Source organism: Streptomyces sp. NPDC050759 (assembly GCF_044456945.1).
Lineage (GTDB): Bacteria > Actinomycetota > Actinomycetes > Streptomycetales > Streptomycetaceae > Streptomyces.
The window spans coordinates 199,562-226,118 of the sequence record NZ_JBITGI010000003.1 but is presented as its reverse complement, the minus strand read 5'-3'; the positions used below and the strand labels follow the sequence as shown (position 1 = coordinate 226,118).

Sequence of the window (26,557 nt, the reverse complement as noted above, 5' to 3'; positions counted from 1 at the left end):
GAGTTCAGCGCTGCGCTCTGTTCGCCCGGGCCTCCGCTCACCGGGAAACGGAGCCGAGGAACCCATGCAGGGATGCCTTCATCGCCCTGACGAAGGCGTCCCTTCCCTCGTCGTCCAGGGCGTCCAGGGACAAGTACGGATTGAGGTCCTCCAGCTCGACCAGCAGGAGTGCGCCGTCCGGGGCGCGGCAGGCGTCCACGCGCTGGATGCCGTGGCCGAGGGCGTTCCAGCGGATGAAGCGGTGGGCGAACTCCAGGTCCTCGGGGGTGGGCCGGTACGGCTCCAGCGCCCAGCGCCGGTCGGCGTGCGGGGCGTACAGGGCGTACTGGAAGTCGTGGTCGACGAAGTAGAAGGACACCTCGTAGGCGAAGTCGACGCACGGCTGGACGAGGACGTGCCCGTCGATGTGGTCACGCACCTCGTCGGCGGTCAGGATGCGCATCCCTATGGAGTCGGCGCCGAGCCTGGGCTTCACGACGTACCGGTCCGTCGCGGGCAGCCGGTCCAGGTCCTCGGCGCGGTCGACGGTCGGGATGACGGGGTACCCCGCGGCCGTGAGGTCGAGCAGGTACTGCTTGCCGGCCATGTCGGCCTTGCCGGTCAGCGGGTTGTAGACCCGCGTGCCCTCTCGGAGCGCCCGCTCACGGAAGGCGTCGTACGCCTCCTGGTACGCCAGGACCGGCCCGCTGTTGCGGACGACGACGGCGTCGAAGCCGTCCGCCAGCGTGTCGGCGTCCCGGGGATGGCACAGGGCGAGGTCGAAGTCCTCCCTGAGACGCGAGGTGAGGAAGATGTCCTCGTCGCAATAGCGGCGACCGCGGGCCTGGTAGGCCAGATCGGTGACGTACAGGAGGGTGGGGCGGGGCATGCGGGGCTCCTCGGCAGTCGGCTGCCGATCGTATGCGGCAGCTCTCCTACCGGACAACGCGGCCAACAGCACTCAGTTCCCTCGCAACACTGCACCCAGTGCCATATGGCGGCTTCAGGTGCTACGTTCGCGACCATGAGCTCCACCAAGCCCGCCATGCGGGACGCGCTGGTCGCCGCCGCCTTCCAGCTGTTCCTGGAACGGGGTTACGAGCAGACCACCGTCGACGACATCGTCGCGCTCGCCGGAGTCGGCCGGCGCTCGTTCTTCCGGTACTTCCCGTCCAAGGAGGACGTGGTCTTCCCCGACCACGAGCGGTGCCTGACCGACATGACGGCCTTCCTGGCCGCGAGCGACCCCGGGTGTGACCCGCTCGAGCGGGTCTGCGAGGCGGTGCGGCTGGTCCTGCGCATGTACACCGAGAACCCGACCTTCTCCGTGCAGCGGTACCGCCTCACCAAGCAGGTGCCCGGCCTGCGCGCCTACGAGCTGTCCGTGGTGTGGCGCTACGAGCGTGCCTTCGCGGAGTATCTGCGCGGGCGTCTGAAGGGGCTGCACGACGGCACGCTCCGGGCCGACGTGATCGCCGCCGCCGTGGCCGCGGCGCACAACAACGCCCTGCGTTCCTGGCTGCGCTCGGACGGGCACGGCGACGCCGAGCAGGCGGTGGAGCACGCGCTCGGCTATGTGCAGGCCGCGTTCGGGGCGCCCGGCGCGCCGTCCGCCGACGAGCCGCCCGAGGACGTGGTGGTGATCGTCTCCCGCCGCGGCGCCCCTCTGTGGCGGGTGGTCCAGGAGATCGAGTCCACGCTCGAGCGGGACTGAGCCGGGCCGGGCGGGCGGCACGGGGAACCGTGCCGCCCGCTCAGCGGCCGCTCAGGTCTGGCACTGCGCCGTGCCGGCGGTGGACCACCCGCTCCAGACGCCCCCGTCGGCGCGGGCGTGTACACGGATCTCGACCTTCACGGGGCCGCACACCCGGGTCGAGCTCCCCACCTCCGTGGGCTCGACGGTCCCACCTGCCGGGACATAGGTGCGACCGTCGCCCAGCTTCACCCAGTGACCACCGTCGACGACACGGAAGAACGCCTCGTAGGAGACGTTCACCGCACTCGGCCCCGTGTTGCGCGCCTTCACGTACGCCGTGATCTCCCGTGTGTAGATGCGGCCTTCCTTGCCGCGTTGGGCACTGATGCAGCCGTTGACGGCCACCCGGCCGGTCGACACACCACCGCCGCAGGCGACTGCCGCGGCGTGAGCGTTCGCCGGAACGGCCAGCACGGTGAGCGCGACCGCGCTCAGGACCGTTCCGATACGCCGGACATGCACAATCCCGCTCCCTTCAACCCTGAATTGCCTCAGAGGAACCATGACGGGTCGAGGCGTGCCGAACAGCGGATCTGGGAGTTCTTCACTCCAACGGAAGATGAGGGTACCGAGTACCTTTACGGCCGACACTCAGTGCCATACGCTGAGGCCGTGCACGGTGGCACAGGGAGCCGCGCACATCCGTGCACGGTTACCCGAGCACGTGGGATTCCGGCCGAGCGCAGGGAGTTGACCAGCGTGTACCACCACTCAGGAAACATTGCTCGTCAGTCAGCCGGTTCCGCGACGGGCGTACTCGAGCCCCTCGCCCCGGCCACGGACGCGATCCTCTTCCAGCGCTGCACCTGGTGCGGCACGGCGATGTACCACCGCCTGCTGTGTCCGGTCTGTCAGGGCGGCGACCTGCGCACGGAGCGCAGCGCGGGCGTGGGCACCGTCCGCCACGCCACGGTGGTCCACCGCAACACCCCCGTCGCCCGCAATGTGTCGCTGATCGAGCTGACCGAGGGCTTCGTCGTCCGGGGCCGGGTCATGGGTCCGCCCGCCGCGATCCACAGCGGTGACCGGGTACGGATGTCGACGGTCAAGGACCCGGTCCGCGGCGAGCCGGTCTTCCAGCTGCTCGACGAGCCCTACCGCGCCTGGCACTGACGAGACGTCAACCGCGCGCGGGATAACCGGACTTCAAGCCTCACCAGGCCCCCGGAATCAGATCCTGCACCCGCACGGGCCGCCCCGTCTCGAAGCACCGGTTGGCGGCGAGCCCGACCCCCAGCGCCAGGGCGCCGTCCCGTTCGGTGGCCGTCGGGTGGGTCGCGGCACCGGCGTCCTCACGCACCGGACCCGCGCCGGTGTCCACGGGCCCGAAGAGCGCGTCGAGCATGCGAGGGTCTCCCCCGCCGTGCGCCTCGTGGGCGGTGACGAGCGGGACGTCGACCGGGGGCTGCCACAGGGGCCGCAGGGTCAGACGCGCGCCGCCCGCGTGGTCGGCCGCGGTGTCCCCGTGCACCGCGCCGCTCGCCGAGGTGACACCGGTCAGGGGTGCCTGCCAGCGGCTCTCCTCCACCTCCAGTTCCAGGCGGCCTCCGCTGCCGTTGAACATGACCCGGTAGCCCTCCCACGGGGAATAGGCGGTGAGGTGGTACGTCATCGTCGCGCCCCGCGCGTGGCGGACGAGGAGCGCCATGTCGTCCTCGATGGTGACGGACCCGTCGAAGACGTTGCGGTCGCGGACGTATCCGTCGTCCCGCTCGGCGTCCAGGTACAGGGCCCGCAGGGTGTCATCGGCGGCGAGATCGAGGGCGAAGGGGTCGTCGGCGGCCGGGTCCGCCCCGTGGGCCCGGGTGTAGTCGCGGCGCAGGCCGTGGCGTTCGCCCGCCTCACGGCCGTAGAAGCCGAGCCGCCCGTAGCCGAAGACGTCCTGCGGTTCGTCGGCGAGCCACCAGTTGACCAGGTCGAAGTGGTGGCTCGACTTGTGCACCATGAGGCCGCCGCTCAGGTGCTTCTCGCGGTGCCAGCGGCGGAAGTAGTCCGCGCCGTGCCGGGTGTCGAGGAGCCATTCGAAGTGGACGGAGAGGATCTCGCCGATCGCGCCGTCGGCGATCAGGGCGCGTACTTTCTCGTGCACGGGGTTGAAGCGGTAGTTGAAGGCGACGGTGAGGGAGTTGCCGGTGGACCTGACGGTGTCCAGGATGCGGGCGCAGCGGTCCGCGTCGACGGTCATCGGCTTCTCGGTGACCACCCGGCAGCCCGCCTTCAGGGCCGGGACGATGTAGCGGTCGTGTTCGGCGTCGACGGTGGTGACGACGACCTCGTCGATGCCCTCCTTGGCGAGCAGGTCGGCGAAGTGGTCGGGTTCCCACTGGGCGGCGGCGGGTTCGCCGGCCTCGGCGAGCAGCCGGTTGTGGAAGGCCATACGGGTCGGACTGGGATCGCACAGGGCGGCGACGCGGTGACCGGGGCGGGCGGCGAGGGCCCGGGTGAACAGCTGTGCCCGGTGGCCGGTGCCGACGACGGCTGCGCGGAGGTGGGGAGTTCGGCTCATGGAAAGCGCTTCCCCCGTCCGGTGATCCGCTAAGCGCTCCGCTGGAAGTGCGGGGATGAGCCGTCGATCGTCTGCGGCGCCGTCGTGGCTTGTCGCGCCCACGCGGCGGTAGCCGCAAGCAGATACAGCCCCGCGCCCCTGTGGGGCGCTGCCGAACCGTGGCGAACATCGCCCAGTCTGCTTGGTCCCCACGGCCGCACTGGCTTGATCGCATCGCTCGCCCGCGACCGGTGTCTCCTCACAGACAACCCACAGACGCCCCTCCCTCGTCCTAGGTGACGCGAGAGGCGCCCGGGACCGACGGGACGTCTGCGCACGGGGTTTTGAGGAGAGGACCATTGATCCGTGCCCGGCGAATATGTGTGACCGCCGTGGCGGTGCTGGCGGCCCTGGCGGGCTCGCCCGGACTGGCACAGGCTGAACAGCCGCCCGACTCACGGCTGTTGAGCGCGACGGACGACAACTCACTTCCGCCCGGGTGGCGGCTGGACGGGGAGAGCGGGGCGCGTGAGCTGGTCTGGCGTGCGCCGAAGACCGTGCCCATGGGGGATGCGCGCGTCGAGTTCCGGACCGGGGACCGGCTGCTCGGGGTGCCGAAGCCGGCGAAGGACGGGCGGACCTTCCGCCTCGCCCTCGACGAGGCGCGGCCCACACACCTGTCAGATCTTCAAGTGACGGCTGCGGGGCGCCGCTTGGACGCGGCGGCCGATGACACGCACACGTCCCGCCCGCGCGGGACACGCGTGCCCACGAAGGCTTCGGCGAACGGCGTCGATCCGGGCAGACCCGGCTCGTACCGCACCGTCACCGGGGCGTACGACCTCGACCCCGTGCGCCTGCCGGGGTTCGCCACCCCGGTCGAGATGCGTGCCCAGGTGGTGGCGCCGAAGGGCGCCACCGGCAGCCGGCCGCTCGCGCTGTTCCTGCACGGCCGCCACTCCACCTGCTACAAGCCGGGCACCGAGGACGACGTCACCGGCGACTGGCCCTGCGCGGACGGCTACAAGCCGATCCCCAGCGACAAGGGCTACCTGGCCGACCAGCAACTGCTGGCCTCCCAGGGCTATGTGACGGTGTCGATCTCGGCGAACGGCATCAACGCCCAGGACTGGCAGGCCGAGGACGCCGGCGCGCAGGCGCGTTCCTCGCTGGTACGTCAGCACCTCGCCCGCTGGGCCGACTGGACCGCCCACCGCTCCACCGCCCCGGCCGTGGTACGCGAGGCCGCGAAGGCCGACCTCTCCCGGGTCCTGCTGGTGGGCCACTCGCGCGGCGGCGAGGGCGTCAACCGGGCCGCCATGGACAGCCTCTACCCGCCGCCCGCCGCCGAGGACGGCTATAAGGGCCCGGTGCGCTGGAAGGTGCGCGGGACCGTGCTCGTCGGACCGACGATCTTCGGCCAGAATCCGGTCGCCGACGTGCCGAACGTGACGCTCCTGCCGGGCTGTGACGGCGATGTGTCGGACCTCCAGGGCGAGGACTTCGTCGACGGGACCCGCGGCGTCAGCCGGGGCACCGCGCTGCACAGTGCGGTCTACATCGTCGGCGCCAACCACAACTACTTCAACAGCGAGTGGACCCCGGGTGAGGCCGAAGCCCCGGCCTGGGACGACTTCTGGACCGACCCCGAGCAGCCGGACCCGGTGTGCTCCCCCGGTGCCGCGACCCGGCTGACCGCCGCCCAGCAGCACAAGGCGGGCTCCACGTACATCGCCGCCGCGGCCCGGCTCTTCCTCGCCGGGGACGACCGGGTGCGTCCGCTGCTCGACGGTTCCGGCAAGCGGGCCCCGTCCGCGGACCCGGCCCGGGTGCTGACCCACGCGGTCGGCGGCCGCCGCACCGGCGGCTTCCTGCCGGACGCCGGGGCGAAGGTGACCGGTGCCCGGGTGTGTTCGGCGATCGATCCGGACCCCGCCGTGGCGTGTCTGGACCCGGAGACCCCCGGCTCGTCACCGCACTTCGCGTGGTGGGAGACGGAACAGGAGACCGGCCGCAGCGCGGTGGACGTGAAGTGGTCCGCGCCGGGCACGGCCGCGCGTATCACCCCGGCCAAGCCGCTCTCCCTCCATGACTCCCAGAAGCTCGCCCTGCGGGTCTTCGTGCCGCCGAACACCACAGGCACCAAGTTCGACGTGTCCGTCACCGACTCCTCCGACCGCCGGGTGACGCTGGGCTCGGTCCAGGTGGACGGACTCCCCGGCTCCGAGAACACCGCGTCCTACTGGGCTCAGGAGCTGCGCGTCCCCCTGACGGCGGCGAGCCGGGCCAAACTCGATCTCCGGCACGTCAAGTCCCTTGAGCTGACGCCCCGTTCGCCGTCCGGGCGGGCCTGGCTGATGGACGCCTGGGGCTGGGCGCCCGGCACTCCGGCGGTCAAGGCGGCCGCACTGCCCCGCGTCGACGTGGGCCGCACGATCGTCAAGGAAGGCGACTCGGGCACCCGCACCTACCGGATCCCGGTCGAGATCTCCGGGCACGGCAGCGGGCAGGTCCGCGTGTACGTCCTCGATCCGGACAGCGGCCGGGCCGAGAACCGCCTCGTGACCGTACGGCCCGGCAGTCACGCGATCGACGTCCCGGTCCAGGTGACGGGCGACACGGTCTACGGCGAGGACGTGGAGCACGACATCGCCGTCAAGGCCGTCCACAACGCCGTCGTCGGCAAGCACCGGGGCGGGGTCACCGTCGAGAACGACGACCCCGAGCCGGTGATCACCCTGTCGCCGGTCGCGGACCGGGTGACCGAGGGAGAGACGCTGACCTGGCGGCTGTCCGTGGACGCGCCCACGGCGGCGGACATCTGGACGCCGGTGCGGGTGCTTCCGGTCACCGAGGGCGCCGAGCTGTCCACCAAGGACGTGGACCCGCAGTGGCTCCAGGACTGGTCCGGTGACGTGCCCGACCCGGAGCGGCCGCTGTCCGACGCGAACCTGTGGGTGTGGATGAACATCCCGCCCGGGAGCACCAGCGTGGACTTCGTCGTGCCGACCGTGCGGGACCAGGCGGCCGAGCCGGCCGAGTCGATGCGCCTCGCGCAGACCGACGACAACGCCAAGCCGCTGCCCGACAAGCCGGTGCTGACGGGGACGGTGCTCGACAAACCGTAAGCACGGTGTACGGGGGTTCGTGAGCGCTCTCTTGTGCGGGGCCCGGTCCGACCGGGCCCCGTTCGTCACAGGGTCACGCGGATCCCGACCGTCCCGTCCGCTCCGCGGCGCAGCCTGCTGCCGAGGAGCGAGAAGCGGCCGACGATGCCGTACTTCCGGGCCAGGAGCTGCCGGTAGCGGGCGGTGGTCGCCGCGTCGCAGATCTCCGCCGTGGCCGGGATCTGGTCGCCGGTCGGGTTGCCGCGCAGGTCGCAGGGGCCGACGAGGACGTCCGCGCGGGCCCGGATCCGCTTCACCTTCCAGGCGTCGGCGGCCGACCAGACGCCGAGCGCGTCTCCGTCGCGGACCACCCACACGGGCGTGGCGACCGGGGTGCCGTTCTTGCGAAAGCTGGTGAGCAGCAGGTACTTGCCCGCGCCGAGCCGCTCCAGCTGCGTGTTGTCCATGACGGAAGTCTAGGCAAACGCGCCCGACCCGCGCGGACGCGGGACGCGCCGCTGGTCGTGGAGCACGAGACAGAGGCCCAGGTGACCCGCAGCCGTGACGACGAAGAGATCGCGTGCCACGAGTCCGGCTCGGACGGCGAGAACCTCCTGGCCGGGAACGCGGACGTGTTCGCACACGGGAGCGTACGGCTGCCGACGGACGTCGCGGCGGAGTGCATCCGGGAGCTGTGACGTCGGATCCGCTCGCCCGAGGAGGAGTACACCGTCACCGCCGCGAGCCTGTCGGAGAACGCTGTCCGAATCCAGCGACGTCGCAGCAGTCAACAGACCGGGAGTTCGCGGCATTCGCGTGTTGGTTGGATCATGCCGAGACTACGAGACCGCGCCCGCCGGCTCCCAGGCCATGATCCACGTCGCCTCGACCGACAACCGGCCAATCCACCTGGATCAAACGCTCTCTCGGACCTTGCCGCGCGCTCAGTGCCCAGTGATCACCTTCACCATCACGACGCCCGAGCCGATCGCCGCGTCCATCAGCCCCGCCAGGAACGAAGGCAATACCCCACCACCCATCCGCCGCCCACCCTCGAAGCCCCAGACCGCCATCGAGGCGACGTCCACGCCGACCGCGATCCACAGCGCGGTGGACAGATCGAAGCCGCCGGCCGCCGACAGGGCTATCAGCAGAAGCGGGCCTGCAGCGCAGCTGAGCAACGGGCTGCTGACGAACAGCAGGTGCCGTACTCTGCGTCGGTCTGCCAGCCGTTGGTGAACGACGCGTTGGGCCTGCATGTCGGCCACCAACGTCGCCAGCCACAAGCCCACGGCGGTGCCCGTGACGTACAGCGCCGCCGTACTGGGCCGGGTATGTACGTTCTGCGCCAGGCCGACCAGCACAGCGAGCATGGTGATCACCGCGTAGATACGTTCCTTGAGCCGCTCGCCCAGGGCTTCGAGCTTCCGGGCGGAAGGTTCTTGGGAGCCGGAAGACAGCGATTGCTCAGCGTCAAGATCGGACATGCCGGAACGGTATAGGAATCGAGAGGGCGTTTGATCCAGATGAACTGCCCTTTTTCAGTGACATCGACGCCCCCAGCTGGGCCCGGATGCCCGGGACTGCGGCCAACAAGGGCCTGTGCGTGGCTGGTTGACACGCCTGCGGAGTATCCCGCGGCACAGGATCACCGGCTGTCGTGAACGCGTCCGGCCCCGGCCACGTATGCAAGGAGGGCGCTCAACGACCGGAGGGCCCTGCGGTGCAGACACCGCATTTTCGGGTTCGGGAGCCATGCATGAGGCACGCACGACGACGGGTCGTCCGGCGAGTGACACGGCTGGCGGCAGTCGGCGGACTCCTCCTGGGAGGTGCGATGGTCACGCGCGCCGTCGCGAGCGAGACTCCCCCCATCAGCGCCGTGCCGCACACCTACGCCATGGAGGCCGGGCAGACGGGGGCGGATCTCGTGTCGCGGCTCGGCTCCTCCCGTACGGCCGGCACCTGGATCGGCACCGACGGCAAGCCCGTCGTCGCGGTCACCGACGAGCAGGCGGCCGAGGAGGTGCGCGCGGCGGGTGCCAGGGCGAAGGTCGTCGGGCACAGCATGAACGAGCTCAAGTCGGCGACGAAGACGCTGCGTTCCGCGCCCCGGGTCGCCGGGACCGCCTGGTCCATGGACTACCGGACCAACGAGGTGGTGGTGCAGGGGGACAGCACGGTCTCGGCGTCCGACTGGTCCGCCATGACCGAGGTCGCGGACGGTATCGGCGGCTTCGTCCGCATGGAGCGCACGGAGGGCACCTTCACTCCCCGCCTGAACGGGGCGCAGCCGATCCTGTCGACCGGCGGGCGCTGTTCGGCGGGGTTCAACGTGACCAACGGGCAGAGCGACTTCATCCTCACGGCCGGACACTGCGGTCCGGCCGGTTCGACCTGGTTCGCGGACACCGGGGGCACCAACCAGCTCGGCAAGACGGTCACCCAGAGCTTCCCGGGCAACGACTTCTCGCTGGTGCAGTACGCCGACGGGAAGGCGGGCGACGGAGCCGGTGTCGTGTTCATCGGCAACGGCAAGGGCGTGCAGATCACCGGTGCGGGCGATCCGTCCATCGGGCAGCGGGTGTTCCGCAGCGGCAGCACGAGCGGGCTGCGCGACGGTCAGGTCACCGCGGTCAACGCGACGGTGAACTACCCGGAGGGCACGGTCAGCGGGCTGATCGAGACGAACGTGTGCGCGGAGCCCGGGGACAGCGGTGGTCCGATGTTCTCCGAGGGGATCGCGCTCGGCATCACCTCGGGAGGCAGCGGTGACTGCACCCAGGGCGGTACGACGTTCTTCCAGCCGGTGACGAAGGCCCTGACGGAGCTCGGCATGCAGTTGATCGTGTCGAACCCGGCCGCCGCCTCCGGCGGGGCGTCTCCCGCTCCGTCGGCCACCTCGACGCAGGCGCAGGGCTCGATCGCTCCCGGTGCCGCATCTCCCGGTTCCTCGGCGGCGGTGGAGGGGGCCCAGGGCACGCCCCTGCTGAGCCGGCTCACGGACACCCGGAACATCGGGCCCGGTCTGCTGGTCGTCGGGGGAAGTCTGATCGCGCTGGTGGCGACGCGGTACATCCGCTCGGAACAGGACCGCAAGGCGTATCAGCGGTACTACTCGGCGACGTGGGGCTGAGTCCCCGCGCCTCCTCATCCCAGGCTGAGAAGGACCGTCGCGGCCCCCGCCCCCGCGAGGCCCGCCACCTGCTTGCGGCTCAGCCGCTCGTGCAGCAGGGCGAGTCCGAGGATCACGGGGAGGGCCGGGTAGAGGGAGGCAAGGACGACGGCGACGGCCAGCATCTGCCGCTGGGCGGCGAGCAGATAGAGGATGAGCCCGAGGGCGGCGCCCGCTCCGACGAGCACCGCCTGAACGGCTCGCACGGGCGGCAGGCGCAGGCGCCGAGGGTGTCGGGCCGCCGCGGGCAGCAGGACGAGTACGGCGGCCACCCGTCCCGCGGCCACCGGCCACAGTCCGCTGGACGCGCCGGCCTGGGCGAGGGCGATGTACTGGAGCGCGACGCCGGCACTGGCCAGCAACCCGTCGGGGACGCCCCCGCCGCCGTCCGCGCCGCCGCCGCAGACCATCCAGAGGGCGGGCACCGCAAGGACGATCCCCAGCCAGGCCACGGCGGTGGGCCGGTCGCCGAGCAGCACTCCGCACACGACGGAGAGGGCGACCCCGGTGACGGCGCTGACGGGCACGACCACGCTCATCGCGCCGTGGCTGAGGCCGCGGTTGAGGAAGTGCATGGCGACGCCGCTTCCGACACCGGAGAGCGCGCCCCACAGGAGGTCGACGGGGCGCACGGCGTCGGCGGGAAAGAGGAGTGCGGCGGTGGTGGCGAGCAGCAGGCCGCCGCCCTGCCCGAGGAAGGTGACGGCGGCGAAGTGGGCGCGGCGGGACAGCAGACCGCCGGTGAAGTCGACGATGCCGTACAAGACCGCTGAGGCCAGTGCGAGGAGAGGGCCCACCCCGTCAGGGGTGCCCAGGGAGGGGGCGGTGATGCCCCGCGTCGATCGTCGGGGTCAGGCCGCCCGGACCGGCTGCGGAGCGGCGGCGGCCCACTCCAGGACGAGGCGCTGGTATTCCTCACGCTGCTCGCCGCTCAGTGTCCCGCCCGCCCGGCGCCACAGGGACCGGATCTCCTCGTTGACCTCGTCGGCCGATCGATCGGTCACGGGTTCAACAGTGGTGGACATGGTGTGAAGCATACGGCCGTCGAAGTGAAGGCGCCGTGAGTAATCACACCAGAAAAGGACATATGGGACCGTGTTGCTGATCACGTCCATCTGTCGAGGGCGCCCAATGTCAAGGGGCGTGACCGGGTTCACACTTCGGCCACACCCAGGACGAGCACCTGGATCGCCAGTACGGCGGCTCCGCGGGCCCAGTCGTGGAAGTCGGACACCCTGGTCTCCAGGCCGACCGGGCTTGCCAGGGGGTGGCGGTGGGCGCGGATCGTGTCCTCCACGGTCTTGCCGGCCACGTCCATCAGACCGACGCCCTCTCCGGCGAGCATGATCTTCTGCGGCATGGCAAAGTTGGCGATCTGGGCGACCAGGACGCCGAGGGCGCGCCCGGCCTCGTCGATGACGCGGGCGGGCATGGGGTCGCCGGCCGCGGCGAGGGCGAGGATCTCCTCGTAGGTGTGGTCGCGGCCGGTGGCGGCCTGCACCTGATAGCGGATGTTGGGAATCGTGAGCAGGGAGACGGCGCTGCCACGGTTGCCGTCGGGCGTGAGGGGCCCGTGGGGGTCGATGATCCAGTGCCGCCCGAAGCCCCGGTCCTCCTCGGCGTAGGGGACGCGCCGGCCGCCCAGGACCAGGCCGTAGCCGATACCGGCGCCGATGGTGAGGACGACGAAGCGGTCGAGGCCGCGGCCGGCGCCGAACCAGGTCTCGGCCTCGACGAGGGCGGCGACGTCGTTCTCGACGACCACCGGCAACCCCGTGCGCTCCTCGACGAGTTCACCGAGGGGCACGTCCCGCCAGTGCAGGAACGGGGACTCGCCGACCACGGCGCGCTCCTGGACGAAGCCGCCGACCCCGATGCCGATGCCGGCGAGCCGCGGGTACCCGCGGGCCAGTTCGACGGTCATCTCCGCGAGCAGGTCGGCGACTTCGGCGGGGTCGTGGCTGGCCAGGGGCCGGTCGTGGCGGGCGACGATCTCGCTCCTGAGGGTGGTGACGACGCCGTAGACCATGTCCTCGGTGATCTTGAAGCCGATGAAGGACCGGGACTCGGCGACCACGTCGAGGGGCTGCGAGGGGCGCCCCTGGCGCACTTCGGACGGGAGGCCCGCCTCGGGGACCTCGATCAGCAGGCCCGACTCGATGAGCGGTTTGGTCAGCCGGGTGAGGCTGCCCGCGGAGAGGTCGAGCCGGCGGGCGAGTTCGGTGCGCGACAGCGGGCCGTGGACGAGCACCTCGATCGCCACCGAGCGCTCGCCGGTGCTCAGGGGTAGCCAGCTGGCGGCAACTGCGGTCATGAAGGTCAGACTCCCACATGATTTCTTTCGCCATAAAAGCAACGTGACCATGTTAGGGCGTCCATGGCGGCCATGAAAAGATGTTGGCAGGCCTCTTGACGCCTGGATTCTTCCGCGACAAAAGTAAGTGGCCGAGGACGAGCCACCGAAGACGAGGGAGTCTCCCGATGACCATCGCCTCCAGCAGCCCTCCGTCGCGGCTGCCGCTCAGCGGCGCCGAGGGGGCACGGACCGAACCGGACACGAACCGGGGCTCAAGCGGGTCGAACGGGGGTGACGGGCGCCTGGCCGCGGTGTTCATCGCCCCGGCCCTGGTGGGCTTCGTGGTCTTCCTGCTCTGGCCGACGCTGCGGGGCATCTATCTGAGCTTCACCCGCTTCAACCTGCTCACCCCGGCGGAGTGGGTGGGCCTCGCCAATTACGACCGGATGATCCACGACCCCATCTTCTGGGAGTCGCTGAAGGTCACCGTCGAGTACGTGGTCATCAACATCGGGGTCCAGACGGTCTCCGCCCTCGCCATCGCCGTCCTGCTGCAGCGGCTGACGCAGTCCGCGGCGCTGCGCGGCATCGTGCTCACGCCGTATCTGATGTCGAACGTCGTCGCGGGCCTGGTCTGGCTGTGGATCCTCGACAACCAGCTCGGCATCGGCAACGAGATCATCGCCGGACTCGGCTTCGACCGGATCCCCTTCCTGGCCGACGAGACCTGGGCGATCCCGACGATCGCCCTGATCAATGTCTGGCGGCACGTCGGCTACACCGCGCTGCTGCTGTTCGCGGGGCTGATGGCCATCCCGAACGACATGTACGAGGCGGCGAAGGTGGACGGCGCGAGCGAGTGGCGGATGTTCTGGCGGATCACCATGCCGCTGCTGCGGCCGGTCCTGGCGGTCGTTCTGATCATGACGGTGATCGGTTCGTTCCAGGTGTTCGACACGGTCGCCGTGACGACCGGGGGCGGTCCGGCGAACGCCACCAACGTGCTCCAGTTCTACATCTACCAATCGGCCTTCGGCCGCTTCCAGTTCGGCTACGCGTCCGCGATGTCCGTCGCCCTCCTGGTGGTGCTGAGCGCGATCACCGTCCTGCAGTACCGGCTCACCCGGGCCGGCCAGACCGATCTCGGCTGACCCGGAAGGAGTCGACATGGCTGCCGTGACCACCACCACGACGACACGCGTACGGCCCACCGGGCGCCGCCCCCTCTCCCCCGGCCGCATCCTGGCATGGACGGCGATGGGCGCGATCGTGCTCGTGACCCTGCTGCCCTTCTACTGGATCCTGCGCACCGCGCTGTCCACCAACTCCGGCCTCGCCGCCCACGCGTCCGACCCCCTGCCGGTGAACCCGACCGGCACCGGGTTCGCCCGCGCCCTGGGCCTGGAGTCCACGAAGGACGCCATCGCGCAGGGCGGCGCGGGCGGCGGACTGAAGTTCTGGCGCTATCTGCTCAACTCGGTGATCGTCTCCACCCTGGTGACCGTCTGCCAGATCTTCTTCTCCGCGATGGCCGCGTACGCCTTCGCCCGGCTGCGCTGGCGCGGTCGCGACAAGGTGTTCGCGCTGTTCCTGGCCGGACTGATGGTGCCGACCATCTTCACGCTGCTGCCGAACTTCGTCCTCATCAAGGAACTCGGCCTGATCGACAACCTGTTGGGCATCGCGTTGCCGACGATGTTCATGACGCCGTTCGCGGTGTTCTTCCTGAGGCAGTTCTTCATGAACGTGCCCCGCGAGGTCGAGGAGGCCGCCCTGCTGGACGGCGCCGGGAAGGTGCGGATCTTCTTCCGGGTGCTGCTGCCGATGGCGTCCGCACCGGTCCTGACCCTGGCCGTGCTGACGTACATCACGTCCTGGAACGACTACTTCTGGCCGCTGATGGTGTCCTACAGCGACAACTCACGCGTGCTGACCGTCGCACTGGCCATCTTCCGGGCGCAGACCCCGCAGTCCGGCGTCGACTGGTCGGGCCTCATGGCGGCGACGCTCATCGCCGCGCTGCCGATGCTGCTGCTGTTCGGCTTCTTCGCGCGCCGCATCGTGTCCACCATCAGCTTCACCGGGATCAAGTGAGGGACTCGTGATGCGACTTCGTACGCTGACCGCACTGGCCGGCGCACTGGCCCTCTGTCTGACGGGGTGCGCGGAGAGCGGCTCCGCCGGGTCCTCCTCGAAGACGGTGACGTACTGGCTGTGGGACTCCAACCAGCAGCCCGCCTACCAGGCCTGCGCCAAGGACTTCGAGCAGCAGAACCCCGGACTGCACGTGAAGATCACCCAGTTGGGCTGGGACGACTACTGGACCAAGCTCACCGCGAGCTTCATCGCGGGCACCGAGCCGGACGTGTTCACCGACCACATCCAGAAGTTCGGCCAGTTCGCCGACCTGAAGGTCCTCGAACCCCTCGACGACCTGGGCATCGACGATTCCGCCTACCAGCCCGGTCTCGCGGCCAACTGGATGGGCCAGGACGGCCACCGCTACGGCGCCCCCAAGGACTGGGACACCGTCGCCCTCTTCTACAACAAGAAGATGACCGACGCGGCCGGGCTCACACCGGCCAAGCTGAACGAGCTGGCCTGGAACCCCGAGAACGGCGGCACCTTCGAGAAGGCCGTCGCCCACCTCACCGTCGACAAGAACGGCAAGCGGGGCGACGAGCCGGGCTTCGACAAGAACAACGTCAAGGTGTACGGCCTCGCCACCAACGGCGGCGGGGACGGTGACGGCCAGACCCAGTGGAGCAACTTCACCGCCTCCGCCGGCTGGAGCTACACCGACAAGAAGCGGTGGGGCACGAAGTACCGGTACGACAGCCCCGCCTTCCAGTCCGCCATCAAGTGGTACTTCGGACTGGCGAAGAAGGGCTACATGGCGCCCTTCACCGACTACAACTCCCAGTCCAACCAGGCCAACACCCAGGTCGCGGCCGGCAAGGCGGCAACTGCCTTCGACGGGGCCTGGATGATCTCGACGTACGCCGGCTTCAAGGGCCTCGACATGCGCACGGCCGTCACACCCGAGGGCCCCACCGGCAAGCGCGCGACCATGATGAACGGTCTCGCCGACTCCATCACCAAGAACGCCCGCAACAAGGAAGGCGCCCGCAAGTGGGTGAAGTACCTGTCCTCGAACGAGTGCCAGAAGACGGTGGGCAGTTACGGCATCGTCTTCCCCGCCACCCCTGACGGCACCGCGGCCGCCGTGGCCGCCTACCAGAAGAAGGGGATCGACGTCACGGCCTTCACGAAGCCGGTCGCCGACAAGAAGGACTTCACGACCTTCTCCTACCCCATCACCAACTACGCCGCGGACGTGTTCGCGTTGATGCATCCCGCCATGCAGGACATCTTCGGCAACGGCAAGTCCGTGACCAGCCTCGACCAGACCAACGACCAGATCAACCTGATCCTCTCGCAGTGATCCCGCGACCAGTGAAGGACACACCCCGCATGACCTTCTCCCTCGGCATCGTCGGCGCCGGCCAGTTCTCCGGCCAGTTCGCCACGCTGTTCCAGGCCCACCCCGGTGTCGGCGACGTCTACGTCACCGATCTGCTGCCCGAACGGGCCGAGCAGCTCGCAGCGGCGCAGGGACTGGCCGGCACCTTCCCCACGTACGAGGCCATGCTGGAGTCGAAGGACGTCGACGCGGTCGCGATCTTCACCCAGCGCTGGACACACGGCCCCCTGGTGCTCCAGGGCCTGAACGCCGGCAAGCACGTGTACTCCGCGGTGCCCATGGCCATCACCACCGACGAGATAGCGGCGATCATCGACGCGGTCCGGGCGACCGGGCTGACGTACATGATGGGCGAGACCAGCCAGTACAACCCGGCGACCGTGCACGCCCGCAACCAGATCGCCGAGGGCGCCTTCGGGCGGCTCTTCTACGCCGAGGGCGACTACGTCCACGACATGGACCTCGGGTTCTACGAGGCGTACCAGTACAGCGGCGGCGAGACGTGGAAGGAGACCGCCAGCTATCCCCCGCTGCTCTACCCCACGCACGCGGTGGGCGGGGTGCTCGGTGCCTGGCAGACGCACGCGGTGAGCGTGTCGGCGATCGGTGTCGTCGACGACCGCGGGGACGGCGTGTTCGACAAGGAGGTCAGCCAGTTCGGCAACGACTTCTCCAACGCGACCGCGCTGTTCGAGGTGGCGGGCGGCGGATCGTTCCGTACGAACGAGTTCCGGCGGGTGGGCTACCCCTCCCACATCCGCGAGTCGCGTTTCCGGTTCTTCGGGACCGAGGCGAGCATGGAGCAGCTCGCCACGGTCGCCCTCTGGCAGGACAAGAAGGGCGTGAAGGACATCAGCGAGCTCCTGGAGCCCAAGCCGACCATGGCTCCTGACGACCCGTCACTCCAGCACATCGCGCCGGACCTGCGGGCCGCGTTCACGTCCGGGTCGGCGCCGGTGCACGACCGGGCGCGGCTGCCGCGGGAGTTCGACCACCTGCACAACGGTCACGAGGGCAGCCACCACTTCCTGGTGGACGACTTCGTGACCGCGGTGAACAGCCGCACCCTGCCGTCGGTGAACGCCTGGGTGGCGGCCCGCTACACCCTGCCGGGCATCATCGCGCACGACTCCGCGCGGCAGGGCGGGGCAAGGCTGGAGATCCCGGACTTCGGGGACGCGCCTGACGCGTGACGCTGTCGTCGCGCCGGGCGCCTGGTGTCTCAGGTGCCCGGCTTGCGGCCGTACACGAAGACGTCGTCGCCCTTCTTCAGCAGCGACCAGTACTTCTTGGCGTCCTTGGGCGTCATGTTGGTGCAGCCGTGGGAGCCCGGCGGGTTCCACATGCTGAGGTTCACCGAGTGGAACGCCTGGCCGCCGTCGAAGAACTGGCTGTAGGGCATCGGCACGTTGTAGATGTTCGACACGTGGTCGATGTCGCGCCAGTAGATCTTCTTCAGACCGGTGCGGGTCTCGTAGCCGTCGCGGCCGGTGCGGACCGGGACGGGGCCGTAGACGAGCGTGTCGCCGTCCTGGATCCAGCTCAGCTGGAGGGTGAGGTTCACGCAGGCGATCCGGCCCTTGTTCACCGGGCACTTGCCGTCCTTGTTGGGGTCCGAGCCGACGGCCTTCTGCTTGTTCATCAGGTCCATCACGCCCCAGGTGACGGATCCGGCGTAGCCGATGTTCGGTGTGATGCCGTGCTTGGTCTGGAAGGCCTTGATCGCCTTGCAGTCGGCGGCGGACTGCCTGCCGTCGACCGGGCGGCCCAGGAACTTCTCCACTTTCTTCTGGTACGGCCCCGCCTGCGTGGTGCAGCTCGCCGCCTGCGCGGGCGCGGCGCCCAGCGCGATGGTCAGCGGTGCGACGAGTCCGGTGATCCCGAGTGCGATGGCACCCCGTCTGCGTATGTCCCCCATGGTCCTGTCCCCCTTCGTAAGGTCCTGCGATCTCTACCAGCTAGACGGGTGTGCCTGCCCGTTCGTTGTACCGCCAGGCACGCTGGGACGGAACGGTGACAATGCTCACGACGGAGCGCCCCTGTCCGGATGGACCGCCGCGTGGAATCCGGTGTTGACCGCGGTGAGGCCGCCGTCGACGACCAGCGTGGTGCCGGTGATCCACGCCGCGTCGCGGGAGGCGAGGAAGGCGACGGCTGCCGCGATGTCCTCGGGGTCACCGACCCGGCCGAGGGGATACAGCCGTTGCATCCGGGTGAGCTCGGCCTCGCGCCCTTCCCAGGCGGAGGTGCGGACCGTACCCGGGACGACCATGTTGACGCGTACCCCGCGGCCGGCCGCGTGCCCGGCGAGGGTGCGGGTCAGGGAGCCGAGGCCCGCCTTGGCGGCGCTGTAGGCATGGTTGCCGAAGTCCTGGAGGCCGTTGACGGAGCCGATGTTGACGATCGCACCGCGACCGGAGGCGACCAGGTGCGGCAGCGCGGCGCGCGAGCAGCGGTAGGGACCGCTCAGGGTGATGTCCAGGTCACGCGCCCACTCGTCGTCGGAGTCGTCCTCGAAGAGCGCGGTCTCCGGGGTGCACCGGGCGGCACCGTTGACCAGGACGTCGAGCGAGCCGAACGCGTCGACGGCGTGGGCGACGGCCGCCTCGACGGCCGGGCGGTCCGCCACGTCGCACTCCAGGGCCTGTGCGGCGAACCCGTGTTCACGCAGACGCGCGGCCGTCCGCTCCACGACGGTCCCGTCCCGGTCGGTCAGCAGGACCGCGGCTCCCTCCTCGGCGAGGCGACGGGCCGTCGCCGCACCGATGCCGCGGGCGGCGCCTGTGACGAGAACTCCGTGCCCCTCAAAGCGCTTGGTGTGCGTCATGAGGCCGAAGGTAGTACCTCACTGATCAACAGGGCAGATACCGTGCGTCCATGTCGGAGTTCCTGCAGCAACTGCCCGCACTCATCGGCGTCGTCATCGGCGCGCTCGGCTCGTATGTGGCGATCGTGCGGGGTGACCGGGTGCGGTTCCAGCGGGAGCAGGCGGCCCGCTGGGAGGAGCGCAAGCTCGCCATCTACGGCGAGTACGCGAGGACGTTGAAGAAGTCCGTCACCCTCGCCTACCGGGCAGCCGCCCATTACGGCAACGACCGGCACCCGCACCCCCTGACGCCGGAGGAGGCCCAGCCCCTGCTCACCCAGGCCACCATGGAACGGGACCCGGCGGGCGAGGCCCTGATCCTGCTGGGCAGCCCCGAGGTGGTGGAGCGGGCCCGCGTCTGGGTGGTCGTCCTGCTGGAGATGGAGGCGTTCCTGCGCGCGCAGACGCGAGATCCGGCGGCGTGGCAGGCGATGGTGGAGCGGCAGCGCGCCGGACGCGACGGGTACTACGCCGCCGTACGGGAGGATCTCGCGCTGCCGCCCGGGCACTCGGCGCGCCGGCCTCTGTCGCCGACGCTCCAGGGCGTCCCGGATCAGCGGTAACCCGTCACGTCCGCCGGCTTGCCCGCGTCCTGGACCTCGACCAGGTAGCGCCAGGCGTCGGGACGGCTGCCGTCGAGGTCCGTGAAGCCGTAGGTCCGGGCGAGCGAGCCGCTGTCGAGGGACGCACCGTTCCAGCGGGCGACCTCGGGGTCGGCGGCCAGCGCGGCGACGGCGCGGCCCACATAGTGCGGGGTCTCCGAGATGGCGAAGTGGGGGACGCGGTCGAGGGCGTCGCGCCAGTTGTCCTCCCGCACCCCGTAGTTGTCGAGCATCATCTCCGAGCGCAGCCAGCCCGGAGTGAGCGCGACGGCGGTCGCGCCTCGCGGGCCGAGTTCGTGTCCCAGGGCGAAGGCCATGCGGATGACGGACGTCTTGGCGAGGTCGTAGAAGAAGGAGACGCGGTAGTTCTCGCGGTTGTAGGCGTCGGTGCCGTCGGTCATCTCGACGACCAGGCCGCCGGGCCGGCGCAGCAGCAGGGGCAGGGCGTGGTGGTTGGTGATCGCGTGGGTCTCGATCGCGAGCCTGAGCAGGCGCAGGCCGTTGTCGAGGTCGTGCTCCCACACCGGGCTGTCCCACGCGAAGAGGTGTTCACCGCCCCAGATGTCGTTGACGAGGACGTCGAGGCGGCCGTGCTCGTCGGCGATCCGGTCGACGAGCGAGCGGACCTGCGCCGGGTCCAGGTGGTCGGTGGGTACGGCGATGCCCTGGCCGCCGGCCGCGGTGACGAGGTCGGCGGTGTCCTCGATGGTCTCGGGGCGGTCGTACTCGGAGCGGCGGGCGCGGGTGCTGCGTCCGGTGACGTAGACGGTGGCGCCCGCCGCTCCGAGTTCCACGGCGATCCCGCGTCCCGCTCCCCGGGTCGCTCCGGCGACCAGCGCGACCTTGCCCTGCAGCGGCTGTGACATGTCCGACCTCCCGTTGTGCCCGATGTCTCTTCGAGCATGACCGGGAAGCCGGACAACCTCTGTCGTGATTTACGGGCGGGTCACCCGGTCGGCGTCAGTGGCCGCGGTCGATCCACTCCTGGAGGTGCGGGGCTTCGGCACCGATCGTCGTCGGGTCGCCGTGGCCGGTGAGGACCTTCGTCTCGGCCGGCAGGGCCAGCAGGCGGTCGCGGATCGAGTCGATGATCGTCGGGAAGTGGGAGTAGGAGCGGCCGGTGGCGCCGGGGCCGCCCTGGAAGAGGGTGTCGCCGGTGAAGACGGTGGCGAGGCCCGGGTCGTAGAGGCAGACCGCGCCCGGTGCGTGCCCGGGGGTGTGCAGCACCCGGAGGTCGGCGCCCGCGGCCTCGATGACCTGGCCGTCGCGCAGGTGGGCGTCGGGGTCGCGGTCGGGGTGGGTCTGCTTCCACAGCGGCAGGTCGTCGGGATGCAGCCAGATCGTGGCGCCGGTGCGGTCGGCGAGGGCGGGCGCGGCGTCGATGTGGTCGTTGTGGGCGTGGGTGCAGACGATCGCGGTCAGCCGGCGATCCCCTACCGCCTCGACGATGGCGTCGGCGTCGTGGGCGGCGTCGATGACGATCGCCTCGTGGTCGTCGCCGACGATCCAGACGTTGTTGTCGACATCCCAGGTGCCACCGTCGAGGCTGAACTGCCCGGAGGTGACGAGGCGTTCGATGCGGACGGACATCAGAGCACCACCACCGAGCGCAGGACGTCGCCGTGGTGCATGCGCTCGAACGCCTTCTCCACCTCGTCGAGTTGGATGGTCTCGGTCACGAACGCCTCCAGGTCCAGGCGGCCCTGCAGATGCAGGTCGATCAGCATGGGGAAGTCCCGGGAGGGCAGGCAGTCGCCGTACCAGGACGACTTGAGCGAGCCGCCGCGGCCGAAGACGTCGAGGAGCGGCAGCTCCAGCTTCATCTCGGGGGTCGGCACACCGACGAGCACGACCGTGCCGGCGAGGTCACGGGCGTAGAACGCCTGCTTGTACGTCTCGGGGCGGCCGACCGCCTCGATGACGACGTCGGCACCGAAGCCGCCGGTCAGCTCGCGGATCGCCTCGACCGGATCCGTGTCCTTGGAGTTCACGGTGTGGGTCGCGCCCATCGTGCGGGCCTTCTCGAGCTTCCGGTCGTCGATGTCGACGGCGATGATCTTCGCCGCGCCCGCGAGGTTCGATCCGGCGATCGCCGCGTCGCCAACGCCGCCGCAGCCGATGACGGCGACGGTGTCACCCCGGCCGACCTGTCCGGTGTTGATCGCGGCGCCGATGCCGGCCATCACGCCACAGCCCAGCAGCCCCGCGACCGCCGCCGAGACGGAGGGGTCGACCTTGGTGCACTGTCCGGCGGCGACCAGCGTCTTCTCGGCGAAGGCGCCGATGCCGAGGGCGGGCGAGAGTTCGGTGCCGTCGGTGAGGGTCATCCTCTGAGTGGCGTTGTGGGTGTTGAAGCAGTACCAGGGCCGCCCGCGCAGACAGGCGCGGCAGTTCCCGCACACGGCACGCCAGTTGAGGATCACGAAGTCGCCGGGCGCGACATCGGTCACCCCCTCGCCGACCGACTCCACCACACCGGCGGCCTCGTGGCCCAGCAGGAAGGGGAAGTCGTCGTTGATCCCGCCCTGCTTGTAGTGCAGGTCGGTGTGACAGACCCCGCAGGCCTGCACCTGGACGACGGCCTCGCCCGGCCCCGGGTCCGGCACCACGATCGTCTCCACCCGCACCGGCTCGTCCTTGCCGGGTGCGATCACTCCGCGTACCTCCTGCGCCATGGCCCTGACCCCTTCTGTCGCCCCGTGTACGTCCCTCCGACCCTACGCGCGACTGATCAGTAACGGCACCGACTCCGGGAGGCAAAAATACCCCCCAGGGTACCTCTGCTACGGTGGAACGCATACCCCCGGGGGTAACTGACCCCGGGGTTGTCGCGAGGAGAGGAGCGCTGTCGTGTACTTCGTCGACACCATCGAGGTGCCCGGCCTGGGCAACCGCGGCTACCTGGCGGGCGGCGCCCGCGGGGCCGTGGTGGTGGATCCGCCGCGGGACGTGGACCGGGTGATCGGGGCGGCCGCCGGGCGCGGGGTGCGGATCACCCAGGTCGTCGAGACGCACGTCCACAACGACTACGTGACCGGCGGCCTGGAGCTGGCCCGGATCACGGGGGCCGCCTATCTGGTGCCGGCCGGGGCACGGGTCGCGTTCGATCGGACGCCGGTCGCCGACGGGGACGTGGCGGAGATCGAGGACGGGCTGGCGCTGCGGGCGCTGGCCACGCCCGGGCACACCCCGCACCACATGGCGTACGTCCTGGAAGCGGCCGGGCGGGCGGTGGCCGTCTTCACCGGCGGCTCACTGCTGATCGGCACGGTGGGGCGGCCCGACCTCGTGGAGCCGGCGCTGACCGGGCGGCTGGCCCGGGCGCAGTACGACTCGGCTCACCGGCTGGCGGCGGAGCTGCCGGACGAGACGGCGGTGCTGCCCACACACGGGTTCGGCAGCTTCTGTTCGGCCACGCAGGCGGCCGGCGGGGCGGCGACGACCATCGGGCGGGAGCGCGGCTCCAACGAGGCTCTGGTCAAGGACGTCGACACCTTCGTCGCCGAGCTGCTCGCGGGGCTGGACGACGTGCCCGCGTACTACGCGCACATGGGTCCGGTGAACGCGCGGGGGCCCGGCCCCGTGGATCTGACCCCGCCCCGTCCGGCGGACGCCGAGGAGATCGCGGCGCGGCTGGCGGCCGGGGAGTGGGTGGTGGATCTGCGGGACAGGCGCGCGTTCGCCGAGGGACATGTCGCGGGGGCGTTCAACTTCGAGGCCGAGGGGCAGCTCGCCACGTATCTGGCCTGGCTGGTTCCGTGGGGCAGGCCGGTGACGCTGCTGGCCGCCTCGCCCGCTCAACTGGCCCACGCCCAGCGGGAACTGGTCCGCGTCGGCATCGACCGGCCCGCCGCCGCGGCGACCGGTTCCCCGGCCGAGTGGGTACGGGACGGGGAGTCGCCGCGCTCGTTCCCGCGCGGCACGTTCGCCGAGCTGGCCGCCCAGGGTTCCGACGCAGTCGTGGTGCTGGACGTGCGGCGGGACTCGGAGCGGTCCGGCGGTCACATCCGGGGCTCGCTGCACATTCCGTTGCACCGGCTGCGGGACCGGCTGTCGGAGATACCGGACGGCACGGTGTGGGTGCACTGCGCGGGCGGGATGCGGGCGGCCATGGGCGCCTCGATCCTCGACGCGGCAGGACGTGACGTGGTCGCCGTCGACGACGGGTTCGCCTCCGCGGCCGCGGCCGGCCTCCCGATGGCGAGGATCACGGCCGAGGAGGCTCACGAGCGGACGGGGGCGGAGGCGGAGGCCGTACTCCTGGACGTGCGTGAGCACGCGGAGTGGGCGGCGGGTCACGCGCCTGGGGCTGTCCACGCTCCGCTGTCCGAGCTGGCGTCCGGTGGCCGGCTGCCCAGGGCCGCGGAGGACCGCCCGGTGGTCACGATCTGCCGCTCGGGCAAGCGGTCCCGGGAGGCGGCCGGGCTGCTCGCGGCGCGGGGAGTGGACGCGGTGGACGTCCTGGGCGGGATGCGGGCCTGGGTGGAGGCGGGGCTCGGGGTGGTGGGGGGTTCACCGGGCGGCCGGCCCGCGTCGGAGACCTCACCCGGCGCCAACGGCGACCCCGAGGCGGACGGTTCGCGTCCCGCTGACGGCGACGCCGCCACGCTCACGGCGACGGACGGTTCACCTGCTCCCGACGGCGGCTCTGAGGCGGTTTCCGGGGCGGACGGTTCGCATGCCGCTGACGGCGACGCCGCCACGCTCACGGCGACGGACGGTTCACCTGGTCCCGACAGGCCCACCGGGGCCGACGGTCCGCCCGCCCCCGACAGCGACCCCGACACGCCCACCCGGGCGGACAGTCCCCCCGCCCCCGACAGCCACCCCACCACACTCACCACGACGGACGGCTCACCCGCCCCCGACAGCGACCCCGACACGCCCACCCGGGCGGACGGTCCCCCCGCCCCCGACGGCGGCACCGACGGGCCCACCAGGGCGGACGGCTCGCCGGGTATGTCTCACGCGCACACCTCGGCGGACGGCTCCTCGGCTCCCGCCGGCCCCTCCCCCGCGCCGCGCCCCGTGGCACCCGGCACCCCGGCCGACCGAGCCACGGTCGACGCCGCCGCCCGCCTCGCGTGAGCGCCCTCGTCCTCGCCCTGCTCGCCGGTGGCCTCACCGGTCTGGCGCTCGGCGCGCTCGGCGGTGGTGGCAGCATGCTCGCCGTGCCCGCGTTGATCTATCTGCTCGGCTTCAGTCCGGCCGCGGCCACCACCGCCGGGCTCGTCGTCGTCACCCTCACGTCCGTGACCGCGATGGTCACCCACGCCCGCGGGGGCGCGGTGCGCTGGCGTGAGGGCGCCCTGTTCGCGACGGCGGGACTCGTGCCGGCGGCGATCGGCGGGGCGGTGTCCGGGCGGCTCCCGGCAGGCGTGCTCACGGGCGCGTTCGCCGTGGTCGCCGCGCTCGCCGCCGTCCGTATGCTCCGGCCATCGGCATCCGTACGGCCGGACGGTGTGCCGGTGCGCACGAGTCGCGTCGCCCGGGCCGGGGCGGGGCTCGGTGCGGTGACCGGTGTCCTGGGCGTGGGCGGCGGGTTTCTCGCCGTACCGGCCCTGGTGAATGTCGTCGGACTGCGCATGAGAGCCGCCGTCGGGACCAGCCTCCTGGTCATCACCGTCAACTCCCTGGCCGCACTGGCTGCCCGCAGCGGCACGAGCGTGGACGTCGACTGGGGTGCGGTCGCCCCGTTCGCGGCGACCGCGATGCTCGGCGCCTGGGACGGCAGGCGCCTGGCCGCCAAGGTGTCGGCAGGCGCACTGCAGCGGACGTTCGCCGTGGCACTGCTGGCCGTGGCCGCGTTCATGCTGGCGGACGCCGTCCGGTGAACGTCAGGCCAGTGACAGGAACAGCTTCTCCAGCCGGGCCTTCATCTGCTCCGTCGTCTCGCCGTCGACGCGGTTGCCCTCCGGGTCGGTCAGGCACTGCTGCAACCCGGTCGCGATGATCGCGAAGCCGGCCCGGTCGAGGGCGCGGGACGCCGCGGCGAGCTGGGTGACCACGTCCTCGCAGTCCCGGCCCTCCTCGATCATCTTGATCACTCCGGAGATCTGACCCTGCGCCCGGCGCAGTCGGTTCAGCACGGACTTGAGCTCATCACCCTCGAACTGAAGCTCCACCATCACTCCTCTACATACCCTTGGGGGTATTTTACCTCCTCGGGTCGCCCCCTCGTCACACCAGCCTCTCAGGAAGGAACACGCACGACATGCCCCCCACCGCTCTCGACGCCTCGCAGGCGGCCGCCCGACTGGACGAACTGACCGTCCTCGACGTCCGTACCCCGGGCGAGTACGCCTCCGGACATCTGCCCGGCGCACTCAACATCCCTCTGGACCAGATCAGGCGGGCCCTGCCCGCGCTCCGGGAGGTACGCGGCGAACTGCTCGTCGTCTGCGCCTCCGGCGCGCGTGCGCTGAGCGCGTGCGAGGTCCTCTCCGAGCACGGCATCCGGGCCGTCACCCTGACCGGCGGCACCCAGGGCTGGGCCGCGGCCGGGCAGCGGCTCGACCGGCCGGCCGCGGGCACCCGTGCCGTCTGGGCCATGGAACGCCAGGTCCGCTTCACCGCGGGCACCGTCGTCATGGCCGGGCTGGGGCTCGGACTCCTGCACCCCGCCTGGCAGTTGCTCTGCGCGGTGATCGCGGGCGGCCTGGTCTTCTCGGCACTCACCAACACCTGCGGCATGGCGGCCCTGTTGGCGAAACTGCCGCACAACCGGCCACGGGCCACCGACCTCGACACGACCCTGGCCGCGCTCACCCACCGCTGACCCCGTCAACGCGCCAAGTCCGGACGTAG

Annotated in this window: 27 protein-coding genes and 1 pseudogene; 14 read left to right on the top strand and 14 right to left on the bottom strand. The window is 70.9% G+C overall.

What is annotated here, in order from left to right:
* Positions 1–37 precede the first annotated feature (37 nt).
* Positions 38–868, bottom strand: coding sequence for a hypothetical protein (locus ACIBJB_RS10975; RefSeq protein WP_398928906.1), 831 nt, complete (start codon positions 866–868; stop codon positions 38–40).
* A gap of 135 nt (positions 869–1,003) precedes the next feature.
* Here ACIBJB_RS10975 and ACIBJB_RS10970 point away from each other — a divergent pair, with 135 nt between their 5' ends.
* Positions 1,004–1,693, top strand: a complete 690-nt coding sequence (locus ACIBJB_RS10970; RefSeq protein ID WP_355943473.1) for a TetR family transcriptional regulator — start codon at positions 1,004–1,006, stop codon at positions 1,691–1,693.
* A gap of 51 nt (positions 1,694–1,744) precedes the next feature.
* Here the strand turns inward: ACIBJB_RS10970 and ACIBJB_RS10965 are convergent, their stop codons facing one another.
* On the bottom strand, positions 1,745–2,197 hold the full coding sequence (locus tag ACIBJB_RS10965) for a hypothetical protein (RefSeq protein ID WP_398928903.1): 453 nt from the start codon (positions 2,195–2,197) through the stop codon (positions 1,745–1,747).
* 237 nt (positions 2,198–2,434) lie between these two features.
* Here ACIBJB_RS10965 and ACIBJB_RS10960 point away from each other — a divergent pair, with 237 nt between their 5' ends.
* A complete protein-coding gene (locus ACIBJB_RS10960; RefSeq protein ID WP_398928901.1) occupies positions 2,435–2,848 on the top strand; it encodes a Zn-ribbon domain-containing OB-fold protein in 414 nt (137 codons plus the stop codon).
* 40 nt (positions 2,849–2,888) lie between these two features.
* Here the strand turns inward: ACIBJB_RS10960 and ACIBJB_RS10955 are convergent, their stop codons facing one another.
* A complete protein-coding gene (locus ACIBJB_RS10955; RefSeq protein ID WP_398928899.1) occupies positions 2,889–4,241 on the bottom strand; it encodes a Gfo/Idh/MocA family protein in 1,353 nt (450 codons plus the stop codon).
* 362 nt (positions 4,242–4,603) lie between these two features.
* Here ACIBJB_RS10955 and ACIBJB_RS10950 point away from each other — a divergent pair, with 362 nt between their 5' ends.
* Positions 4,604–7,348, top strand: a complete 2,745-nt coding sequence (locus ACIBJB_RS10950) for an alpha/beta hydrolase family protein (protein ID WP_398928897.1) — start codon at positions 4,604–4,606, stop codon at positions 7,346–7,348.
* 65 nt (positions 7,349–7,413) lie between these two features.
* Here ACIBJB_RS10950 and ACIBJB_RS10945 read toward each other — a convergent pair whose 3' ends face one another.
* Positions 7,414–7,794: a PPOX class F420-dependent oxidoreductase gene (locus ACIBJB_RS10945; RefSeq protein ID WP_398928895.1), complete on the bottom strand. Its 381-nt coding sequence runs from the start codon at positions 7,792–7,794 to the stop codon at positions 7,414–7,416.
* Positions 7,795–7,851: 57 nt separating this feature from the next.
* Between ACIBJB_RS10945 and ACIBJB_RS10940 the strand changes: the two genes are divergently transcribed.
* Positions 7,852–8,025, top strand: a complete 174-nt coding sequence (locus tag ACIBJB_RS10940) for a hypothetical protein (RefSeq protein WP_398928893.1) — start codon at positions 7,852–7,854, stop codon at positions 8,023–8,025.
* Positions 8,026–8,271: 246 nt separating this feature from the next.
* On the opposite strand, the gene ACIBJB_RS10935 is transcribed toward ACIBJB_RS10940, so the two are convergent.
* Positions 8,272–8,814, bottom strand: coding sequence for a hypothetical protein (locus tag ACIBJB_RS10935; protein ID WP_398928891.1), 543 nt, complete (start codon positions 8,812–8,814; stop codon positions 8,272–8,274).
* 272 nt (positions 8,815–9,086) lie between these two features.
* Here ACIBJB_RS10935 and ACIBJB_RS10930 point away from each other — a divergent pair, with 272 nt between their 5' ends.
* Positions 9,087–10,463 (top strand): S1 family peptidase, encoded by a 1,377-nt coding sequence (locus ACIBJB_RS10930; protein ID WP_398928889.1) that lies wholly within the window; start codon positions 9,087–9,089, stop codon positions 10,461–10,463.
* Positions 10,464–10,477: 14 nt separating this feature from the next.
* Here ACIBJB_RS10930 and ACIBJB_RS10925 read toward each other — a convergent pair whose 3' ends face one another.
* From ACIBJB_RS10925 to ACIBJB_RS10915, 3 genes are all read right to left on the bottom strand, one after another.
* Positions 10,478–11,299: an EamA family transporter gene (locus ACIBJB_RS10925; RefSeq protein ID WP_398928887.1), complete on the bottom strand. Its 822-nt coding sequence runs from the start codon at positions 11,297–11,299 to the stop codon at positions 10,478–10,480.
* Positions 11,300–11,353: 54 nt separating this feature from the next.
* Positions 11,354–11,539 (bottom strand): hypothetical protein, encoded by a 186-nt coding sequence (locus tag ACIBJB_RS10920; RefSeq protein WP_398928885.1) that lies wholly within the window; start codon positions 11,537–11,539, stop codon positions 11,354–11,356.
* A 116-nt stretch (positions 11,540–11,655) separates the two neighbouring features.
* Positions 11,656–12,816, bottom strand: coding sequence for an ROK family protein (locus tag ACIBJB_RS10915; RefSeq protein ID WP_398928883.1), 1,161 nt, complete (start codon positions 12,814–12,816; stop codon positions 11,656–11,658).
* Between the two features lie 167 nt (positions 12,817–12,983).
* Here ACIBJB_RS10915 and ACIBJB_RS10910 point away from each other — a divergent pair, with 167 nt between their 5' ends.
* From ACIBJB_RS10910 to ACIBJB_RS10895, 4 genes are read left to right on the top strand one after another with little or no spacing between them, the layout of a single operon-like run.
* Complete coding sequence (locus tag ACIBJB_RS10910) at positions 12,984–13,949, top strand: carbohydrate ABC transporter permease (RefSeq protein WP_398928880.1); 966 nt, start codon at positions 12,984–12,986, stop codon at positions 13,947–13,949.
* Positions 13,950–13,965: 16 nt separating this feature from the next.
* Positions 13,966–14,892 (top strand): carbohydrate ABC transporter permease, encoded by a 927-nt coding sequence (locus ACIBJB_RS10905; protein ID WP_398928878.1) that lies wholly within the window; start codon positions 13,966–13,968, stop codon positions 14,890–14,892.
* Between the two features lie 10 nt (positions 14,893–14,902).
* Positions 14,903–16,243, top strand: coding sequence for an ABC transporter substrate-binding protein (locus ACIBJB_RS10900; RefSeq protein WP_398928876.1), 1,341 nt, complete (start codon positions 14,903–14,905; stop codon positions 16,241–16,243).
* 29 nt (positions 16,244–16,272) lie between these two features.
* Positions 16,273–17,475, top strand: a complete 1,203-nt coding sequence (locus ACIBJB_RS10895) for a Gfo/Idh/MocA family protein (protein ID WP_398928874.1) — start codon at positions 16,273–16,275, stop codon at positions 17,473–17,475.
* Between the two features lie 29 nt (positions 17,476–17,504).
* Here the strand turns inward: ACIBJB_RS10895 and ACIBJB_RS10890 are convergent, their stop codons facing one another.
* Positions 17,505–18,200, bottom strand: a complete 696-nt coding sequence (locus ACIBJB_RS10890) for a L,D-transpeptidase family protein (RefSeq protein ID WP_398928872.1) — start codon at positions 18,198–18,200, stop codon at positions 17,505–17,507.
* A gap of 105 nt (positions 18,201–18,305) precedes the next feature.
* Positions 18,306–19,109, bottom strand: coding sequence for an SDR family NAD(P)-dependent oxidoreductase (locus ACIBJB_RS10885; protein ID WP_398928869.1), 804 nt, complete (start codon positions 19,107–19,109; stop codon positions 18,306–18,308).
* A 50-nt stretch (positions 19,110–19,159) separates the two neighbouring features.
* Here ACIBJB_RS10885 and ACIBJB_RS10880 point away from each other — a divergent pair, with 50 nt between their 5' ends.
* On the top strand, positions 19,160–19,711 hold the full coding sequence (locus ACIBJB_RS10880) for a hypothetical protein (RefSeq protein ID WP_398928867.1): 552 nt from the start codon (positions 19,160–19,162) through the stop codon (positions 19,709–19,711).
* Here the strand turns inward: ACIBJB_RS10880 and ACIBJB_RS10875 are convergent.
* The 3 genes from ACIBJB_RS10875 to ACIBJB_RS10865 all read right to left on the bottom strand — a co-directional run bounded on the left by ACIBJB_RS10875 (position 19,702) and on the right by ACIBJB_RS10865 (position 22,425).
* Positions 19,702–20,616 carry an SDR family oxidoreductase gene (locus ACIBJB_RS10875; RefSeq protein ID WP_398928865.1) on the bottom strand — a complete coding sequence of 305 codons (915 nt, stop codon included), beginning with the start codon at positions 20,614–20,616 and terminating at the stop codon, positions 19,702–19,704. The genes ACIBJB_RS10880 and ACIBJB_RS10875 overlap by 10 nt on opposite strands.
* Before the next feature lie 94 nt (positions 20,617–20,710).
* A complete protein-coding gene (locus tag ACIBJB_RS10870; RefSeq protein WP_398928863.1) occupies positions 20,711–21,340 on the bottom strand; it encodes an MBL fold metallo-hydrolase in 630 nt (209 codons plus the stop codon).
* The gene (locus ACIBJB_RS10865) at positions 21,340–22,425 is read right to left on the bottom strand and encodes an S-(hydroxymethyl)mycothiol dehydrogenase (protein WP_398928861.1); all 1,086 of its coding nucleotides are present in this window, start codon (positions 22,423–22,425) and stop codon (positions 21,340–21,342) included. The genes ACIBJB_RS10870 and ACIBJB_RS10865 overlap by 1 nt, the downstream gene beginning before the upstream one ends.
* 175 nt (positions 22,426–22,600) lie before the next feature.
* Here ACIBJB_RS10865 and ACIBJB_RS10860 point away from each other — a divergent pair.
* The 3 genes and pseudogenes from ACIBJB_RS10860 to ACIBJB_RS10850 all read left to right on the top strand — a co-directional run.
* Positions 22,601–23,944 (top strand): annotated as a pseudogene (locus tag ACIBJB_RS10860) (rhodanese-like domain-containing protein); the annotation flags it as partial.
* Positions 23,945–23,947: 3 nt separating this feature from the next.
* The gene (locus tag ACIBJB_RS10855; protein WP_398929824.1) at positions 23,948–24,838 is read left to right on the top strand and encodes a rhodanese-like domain-containing protein; all 891 of its coding nucleotides are present in this window, start codon (positions 23,948–23,950) and stop codon (positions 24,836–24,838) included.
* Positions 24,835–25,584 (top strand): sulfite exporter TauE/SafE family protein, encoded by a 750-nt coding sequence (locus tag ACIBJB_RS10850; RefSeq protein WP_398928859.1) that lies wholly within the window; start codon positions 24,835–24,837, stop codon positions 25,582–25,584. The genes ACIBJB_RS10855 and ACIBJB_RS10850 overlap by 4 nt, the downstream gene beginning before the upstream one ends.
* Before the next feature lie 3 nt (positions 25,585–25,587).
* Here ACIBJB_RS10850 and ACIBJB_RS10845 read toward each other — a convergent pair whose 3' ends face one another.
* Complete coding sequence (locus ACIBJB_RS10845) at positions 25,588–25,875, bottom strand: metal-sensitive transcriptional regulator (protein ID WP_028807630.1); 288 nt, start codon at positions 25,873–25,875, stop codon at positions 25,588–25,590.
* 89 nt (positions 25,876–25,964) lie between these two features.
* Here ACIBJB_RS10845 and ACIBJB_RS10840 point away from each other — a divergent pair, with 89 nt between their 5' ends.
* Positions 25,965–26,528, top strand: a complete 564-nt coding sequence (locus ACIBJB_RS10840; RefSeq protein ID WP_398928857.1) for a rhodanese-like domain-containing protein — start codon at positions 25,965–25,967, stop codon at positions 26,526–26,528.
* Positions 26,529–26,557 lie beyond the last annotated feature (29 nt).

What these genes read in the sequence shown, in the direction of transcription:
- ACIBJB_RS10885 (WP_398928869.1), bottom strand. Translation starts at nt 19,109, where the DNA reads ATGACGCACACCAAGCGCTTTGAGGGGCACGGAGTTCTCGTCACAGGC.
- ACIBJB_RS10890 (WP_398928872.1), bottom strand. Translation starts at nt 18,200, where the DNA reads ATGGGGGACATACGCAGACGGGGTGCCATCGCACTCGGGATCACCGGA.
- ACIBJB_RS10975 (WP_398928906.1), bottom strand. Translation starts at nt 868, where the DNA reads ATGCCCCGCCCCACCCTCCTGTACGTCACCGATCTGGCCTACCAGGCC.
- ACIBJB_RS10955 (WP_398928899.1), bottom strand. Translation starts at nt 4,241, where the DNA reads ATGAGCCGAACTCCCCACCTCCGCGCAGCCGTCGTCGGCACCGGCCAC.
- ACIBJB_RS10915 (WP_398928883.1), bottom strand. Translation starts at nt 12,816, where the DNA reads ATGACCGCAGTTGCCGCCAGCTGGCTACCCCTGAGCACCGGCGAGCGC.
- ACIBJB_RS10855 (WP_398929824.1), top strand. Translation starts at nt 23,948, where the DNA reads ATGGCGAGGATCACGGCCGAGGAGGCTCACGAGCGGACGGGGGCGGAG.
- ACIBJB_RS10945 (WP_398928895.1), bottom strand. Translation starts at nt 7,794, where the DNA reads ATGGACAACACGCAGCTGGAGCGGCTCGGCGCGGGCAAGTACCTGCTG.
- ACIBJB_RS10905 (WP_398928878.1), top strand. Translation starts at nt 13,966, where the DNA reads ATGGCTGCCGTGACCACCACCACGACGACACGCGTACGGCCCACCGGG.
- ACIBJB_RS10840 (WP_398928857.1), top strand. Translation starts at nt 25,965, where the DNA reads ATGCCCCCCACCGCTCTCGACGCCTCGCAGGCGGCCGCCCGACTGGAC.
- ACIBJB_RS10900 (WP_398928876.1), top strand. Translation starts at nt 14,903, where the DNA reads ATGCGACTTCGTACGCTGACCGCACTGGCCGGCGCACTGGCCCTCTGT.
- ACIBJB_RS10870 (WP_398928863.1), bottom strand. Translation starts at nt 21,340, where the DNA reads ATGTCCGTCCGCATCGAACGCCTCGTCACCTCCGGGCAGTTCAGCCTC.
- ACIBJB_RS10930 (WP_398928889.1), top strand. Translation starts at nt 9,087, where the DNA reads ATGAGGCACGCACGACGACGGGTCGTCCGGCGAGTGACACGGCTGGCG.
- ACIBJB_RS10865 (WP_398928861.1), bottom strand. Translation starts at nt 22,425, where the DNA reads ATGGCGCAGGAGGTACGCGGAGTGATCGCACCCGGCAAGGACGAGCCG.
- ACIBJB_RS10875 (WP_398928865.1), bottom strand. Translation starts at nt 20,616, where the DNA reads ATGTCACAGCCGCTGCAGGGCAAGGTCGCGCTGGTCGCCGGAGCGACC.
- ACIBJB_RS10935 (WP_398928891.1), bottom strand. Translation starts at nt 8,814, where the DNA reads ATGTCCGATCTTGACGCTGAGCAATCGCTGTCTTCCGGCTCCCAAGAA.
- ACIBJB_RS10920 (WP_398928885.1), bottom strand. Translation starts at nt 11,539, where the DNA reads ATGCTTCACACCATGTCCACCACTGTTGAACCCGTGACCGATCGATCG.
- ACIBJB_RS10970 (WP_355943473.1), top strand. Translation starts at nt 1,004, where the DNA reads ATGAGCTCCACCAAGCCCGCCATGCGGGACGCGCTGGTCGCCGCCGCC.
- ACIBJB_RS10910 (WP_398928880.1), top strand. Translation starts at nt 12,984, where the DNA reads ATGACCATCGCCTCCAGCAGCCCTCCGTCGCGGCTGCCGCTCAGCGGC.
- ACIBJB_RS10895 (WP_398928874.1), top strand. Translation starts at nt 16,273, where the DNA reads ATGACCTTCTCCCTCGGCATCGTCGGCGCCGGCCAGTTCTCCGGCCAG.
- ACIBJB_RS10880 (WP_398928867.1), top strand. Translation starts at nt 19,160, where the DNA reads ATGTCGGAGTTCCTGCAGCAACTGCCCGCACTCATCGGCGTCGTCATC.